Genomic DNA, 6,248 nt, shown 5'->3' with positions numbered 1-6,248 from the left:
CCCCCACTACTGGACCCAACACATCCGCCAACCCGTCCACTTCACCCAAAGCATCCAAACCCTCCACCAAAACAACACCACCACCTACCTCGAAATCACCCCACACCCCACACTCACCCCACTCGTCGACGCGACGATTTCGCATTACAGCGAGACGAGTGGAAATGGGGAGAAGCCATTCGAAGAGCGCGATGTCCTAATGGTGGCCACCCTGCGGGAGGGCCATGACGAGGTCATGACGCTGCTCACCGCTCTCGGCCGCCTGCACGCCCACGGCGTCGAGCTCGACTGGCCGCGGATCCTGAGTGCCTTCGGCGTTCCAGAACCGGCTGCTCCGGTCGCTCTGCCGAACTACGCCTTCCAGCGGCAGCAGTACTGGCTGCATGCTCCGGCCGGGTCAGCGAATGTCGCATCCGCCGGTCTGGAGACCACAGCGCATCCTCTGCTCGGTGCCTGCGTGACCCTCGCCGACGAGCAGACCACGGTCTTCACCGGACGCCTGTCCCTGGACGCCCACCCCTGGCTCGCCGACCACGCCATCAACAACACACCCGTCCTCCCCGGCACCGCCTACCTCGAACTCGCCATCCACGCAGGCGACCACACCGGCACACCCCACATCGAGGAGCTGACCCTCCAAGCACCTCTCACCCTCGCCGGTCCCGCCCAGTTCCAGATCACGGTCGCCGCCCCCGACGGTGACGGCCGGCGCGCCCTGACCATCCACTCCCGCCCGACCAGCACCGATGCCGACGAAGCCTGGACCTGCCACGCCACCGGCATCCTCAGCCCAGTCCCCGCGGCGGCGAGCGCGATCGATGCCGCCGGTTCCGCGCCCTGGCCGCCGACCGACGCCCAGCAGGTGCCGACCGACGACCTCTACCAGCAGTTCGACGACCTGGGACTCAACTACGGGCCCCTCTTCCAGGGCGTCCGCACCGCCTGGCGCGCCTCCGGCACGATCTACGCCGAGATCCAACTCCCCGACCCCGACGCCGCCACCGGCTACACCCTCCACCCCGCACTCCTCGACGCTGCCCTCCACCCAGTCGTCCTGACCACCGACGGTCAGAACAGCCAGGCCCACCTCCCCTTCGCCTGGAACGGCGTCACCCTCCACGCCGCCCAGGCGACGGCGCTCCGTGTCGCCATCACCCCCACCGGCAGCGGCGTCGCCATCACGGCCACCGACCCGGCGGGCCAGGCCGTCGCCACCATCGACGAACTCAGCCTCCGCCCGCTGCCCGACGCGCCCTCTGGACCCGCCCAGAGCAACCACCTGTACGCACTGGTGTGGCAGGCCCTGCCCACGCAGAACCCCGCTGCCGCGGACGGCTGGTACGCCCTGCTCAGCGAGCACGATCCGGACCTTGCCGACACCCTGGCCGGGAACCTCCCGGACGGCGCCCGCACCTACGGCACCCTCACCGGTCTCGTCGAGGACTGCGGCGACGGCGCACCTCCGAGCGTCATCCTCGCCCCCTGCCCCTCCGGCTCCGGTGACGACCTCGCCGGCCGGGCGCACGCCACCACCCGGCAGGTACTCGGACTGATCCAGCGCTACCTGGCCGAGGAGCGCCTCGCCTCCAGCCGACTGGTCCTGCTGACCACCGGGTCGGCCGCGGTCACCGGCCCAGGGACGGTGAATCTCGCGCAGAGCCCGCTGTTGGGGCTGGTCCGCAGCGTCCAGGCCGAGCACCCCGGACGCATCACGCTCATCGATCTCGAGGGCCGGCCCACCGACCGCCAGGCGCTCGGCAGCGCGCTGCACCAGGCCGAACCGCAACTCGCGGTGCGCGGCGGCGTCGTCCACGGCGCCCGGCTCGTGCGCGCCGCCGGCGCGCGGAGCGGGACGCTCACCATGCCCGCGGGCGATGACTGGCGGCTGGCCGTCGGCGAGAAGGGGACCCTGGAGGACCTCGTCCTCGCCCCTGCGGTTCAGCGGGAGGAGGCGCTGGGCGGCGGGCAGGTGCGCATCGCCGTGCGGGCCGTCGGGGTGAACTTCCGCGACGTCCTGTACGCCCTGGGCATGATCCCGCAGGACGACCGGCCCCTCGGCGGCGAGGGCGCGGGCATCGTCGTCGAGGTCGGCCCAGGCGTGGACGGCGTCGCTCCCGGCGACCGGGTCATGGGGATCTTCACCGGCACCGGCCCCACCGCCACCGCCGACCACCGCATGATCACCCGCATCCCGGACGGCTGGTCGTTCACCCAGGCCGCCACCGTCCCCGTCGCCTTCCTGACCGCGTACTACGCCCTCGCCGACCTCGCCGGTATCCAGCCCGGCCAGCGCCTCCTCCTGCACGCCGCCACCGGCGGAGTCGGCACCGCGGCCCTGCAACTGGCCCAGAACTGGGATGTGGAGGTCTTCGCCACCGCCAGCCCCGGCAAGTGGCCCGCCCTCTACCAGCGGGGACTGGACGACGCCCACATCGCTTCGTCCCGGACTCTGGAGTTCGAGGAGCACTTCGGCGACGCACTCGGCGACCACCGCATCGACGTCGTCCTCAACGCACTCGCCGGAGAGTTCAACGACGCCTCACTCCGCCTCCTCGCACCCGGCGGACACTTCCTCGAAATGGGCAAGACCGACATCCGCGACCCCGAGCAGGTGGCGGCCGAGCATGCCGGTGTGCGCTACCGGGCGTTCGACGTCCTCCAGGCCGGGCCGGAGCGCATCCAGGAGATCCTCCGCCGGTTGCGTCCGCTCTTCGAAGAAGGCCGGCTCGTTCCGCTTCCGGCCACCTCCTATGACATCCGGCATGCGCCAGAGGCGTACCGGCATCTCAGTCAGGCCCGCCACATCGGCAAGGTCGTCCTGACCATCCCCGCACCACCCGACCCCCACGGCACCACCCTGATCACCGGCGGCACCGGCACCCTCGGCCGGCTCATCGCCGAACACCTGGTCACCGACCACGGCGTCACCCACCTGCTCCTGGCCAGCCGCACCGGACCCAACGCCCCCCAAGCCCAAGAGCTGAGCCGCCACCTAGAAGAACTCGGCGCCCACGTCACCATCACCGCATGCGACACCGCCGACAGCGACCAGCTCGCCGGGCTCCTCGCACGCGTCCCCGAGGACCACCCCCTCACCGCCGTCATCCATGCCGCCGGGGTCGTCGACGACGCCGTTGCCACCACTCTCACTTCCGAGCAGGTCGATGCCGTGCTGGCTCCCAAGGTCGACGCGGCCTGGAACCTGCACCACCAGACCCGCCACCTCCCCCTCAACGCCTTCATCCTGTTCTCCTCCGCCGCCTCCACCCTCGGCTCACCCGGCCAAGCCGCCTACGCCGCCGCCAACCACTTCCTGGACACCCTCGCCGCCCACCGGCAGGCCGAGGGGTTGCCGGCCCAGTCCATCGGGTGGGGCTACTGGGAGCAGGACAGCGGCATGACCGGCCATCTCAGCGACGCCGATCGCGCCCGCATCGGCCAGAGCCTGCCCCCCATCCCGACGGCGCAGGGTCTCGAACTCTTCGATGCCGTACTGGACACCCCCCACCCTCACGTCCTCGCCACGCCCATCAACCTCGCCAAGGCGCCTTCCCCGCCTCCGCCGCTCCTCCAGGGGCTCGTCCGGGGCCCCTCCGCCCGCCGGACGGCGAGCACGGCGCCCGGCTCGGGCGATCTGGCCGGACGGCTGGCAGGTCTCAGTCCCGAGGAACAGGAAGGCGAGCTCCTCTCCCTGGTCAGGAGCAATGTCGCCGCCGTCCTGGCGCATGGGTCGGTAGAAGGCGTCGATGTGGGACGCCCGTTCAGTGAGCTGGGGTTCGACTCCCTCACCGCGATCGAGCTGCGCAACCGGCTGGCCACCGCCACGGGACAGCGCCTCCCGGCGACGCTGGTCTTCGACCACCCCACGCCTCAGGCGCTCGCCCTGCACCTCAAGGACACGCTTCTCGACACCCACGTGCCGACGACCGCACGGACGGTGGGGACCGCCACTGACGAGCCGATCGCGATCGTCGCGATGGGCTGCCGCTACCCGGGCGATGTGCGCACACCGCAACAACTGTGGGACCTGGTCGCCCGGGGTGTCGACGCCATCGGGGAGTTCCCGACGAACCGGGGCTGGCCCGTAGAGGACCTTCATCATCCGGATCCCGACCATCCGGGCACCACCTACGCCCGCGAGGGCGGCTTCCTGTACGACGCCGACCACTTCGACGCCGACTTCTTCAACATCAGCCCCCGCGAAGCCCAAGCAACCGACCCCCAGCAGCGACTCCTCCTCGAAACCGCCTGGGAAACCATCGAAAACGCCCACATCAACCCGGCCGCCCTCCACGGCACCCGCACCGGCATCTTCACCGGCATCTCGTCACACGACTACGGCACCGGCCATCTCAGAATCTCCGGTGAATCCGAGGGGTATCTGGGCTCTGGGACGTCCGGCAGTGTGGCGTCAGGGCGCATCGCCTACACACTCGGCCTGGAAGGGCCCGCAGTCACGGTCGACACGGCCTGCTCCTCCTCCCTCGTCGCCCTCCACCTGGCATGCCAAGCCCTCCAGCAGGGGGAGTGCGATCTCGCTCTCGCGGGCGGCGCCACCGTCATGTCCACGCCCGGCATATTCGTCGCCTTCTCGCGGCAACGGGGCCTGGCACAGGACGGCCGCTGCAAGCCCTTCGCCGCGGCGGCCGACGGCACCGGCTGGGGCGAAGGCGTCGGACTCCTCCTGGTCGAGCGGCTCTCCGACGCACAGCGCAACGGCCACCCTGTGCTGGCCATCGTGCGCGGATCGGCGGTCAACCAGGACGGCGCCAGCAACGGCCTCACCGCCCCCAACGGGCCGTCCCAGCAGCGGGTCATCCGGGAGGCTCTCGGTCGAGCCCGGCTGGCTCCCGACGCCATCGACGCCGTCGAAGCGCACGGTACCGGCACGGCACTCGGCGACCCCATCGAAGCTCAGGCCCTGCTCGCGACCTACGGCCGGGATCGTGATCGGCCGCTCCGACTGGGCTCGATCAAATCCAACCTCGGGCACACCCAGGCCGCCGCCGGCGTCGCCGGGGTCATCAAGATGGTCCAGGCCATGCGGCACGGCGTCCTGCCCCGGACCCTGCACGTCGACGAGCCGACCCCGCATGTCGACTGGGCCGCCGGGGCGGTCGAGCTGCTCACCGAATCCGTCCCGTGGCCCGAGACCGGGCAGCCTCGCCGCGCCGCGGTCTCCTCCTTCGGCATCAGCGGGACCAACGCCCACACCATCATCGAGCAGGCACCCGAGCAGGCGGCCGATCGCGGGCTGGGAGCCGGCTCCGGGGAGGCGCCCGACGGCCATGTCTCGGAGGCTGCCGGCCAAGCAGCGGACGACAGGTGCCCGGCGCTCGCCTGGGTGCTGTCGGCGAAGACCGAGGCGGGTCTGGCCGCGCAAGCCGAGCGGCTGGCCGCCTATATGGAAGCCCATCCCGATGCGGATCCCGAGGGCGTGGCCTGGGCTTTGGCCACCCGGTCGGAGCTGGAGCATCGTGCCGTCATTGTCGGCGATCAGGCCGGGCTGCGTGAGGGGCTAGAGGCTTTGGCAGCCGGTGAGCCGCACCCGGCCGTGGTCACCGGCCGTGCCCTGCCCGGCCAGGGCGGCAAGACAGTGTTCGTGTTCCCCGGCCAAGGATCACAGTGGGCCGGGATGGGCGCCGAACTCATGTCCACCAGCCCGGTGTTCCGCGACCACATCCACGCCTGCGAACAAGCACTCTCGCCGCACGTGGACTGGTCCCTCACCGACCTCCTCACCACCACCGGCCAAGGAGCGGCGTCGCTGGACCGGGTTGACGTCGTCCAACCCGCACTGTTCGCCGTCATGACCGGCCTGGCCCACCTATGGCGATCCCTGGGTGTCGAACCCGACGCCGTGATCGGGCACTCCCAGGGCGAGATCGCCGCCGCCTACACCGCCGGCGCCCTCACCCTGCAAGACGCCGCCCAGCTCGTCGCCCTGCGCAGCCGCGCCCTGACCGCGCTGGCCGGAACCGGCACCATGGCCGCCGTCCACACCACCCCCGACGAGCTGGCCGACCTGCTGCCCGACACCGTCACCATCGCCGCGGTCAACGGACCCGCCACCACCATCGTCGCCGGACCCGACGACGCGATCACGGTGCTGCTGCAGGAGTGTGAGCAGCGGCAGATCAAAACCCGCCGCATCGACGTCGACTACGCCTCACACAGCCCCGCCATCGACACCATCACCGACCACATCACCACCGCCGCCACCGGCATCACCCCCCAAGCCGCCACCA

The 6,248-nt window shown here is 71.1% G+C and carries 1 protein-coding gene; it reads left to right on the top strand.

The features are described from left to right. Positions 1-199: 199 nt before the first annotated feature. The coding region (locus tag E1289_RS39955; protein WP_131988327.1) for a type I polyketide synthase at positions 200-6,248 on the top strand (6,049 nt) is incomplete at its 3' end.

It is taken from the genome of Actinomadura sp. 6K520 (genome assembly GCF_004349245.1).
Lineage (GTDB): Bacteria > Actinomycetota > Actinomycetes > Streptosporangiales > Streptosporangiaceae > Spirillospora.
Note: the sequence above shows the minus strand (reverse complement) of the source record. Positions and strands in the feature narration are given on the sequence as shown.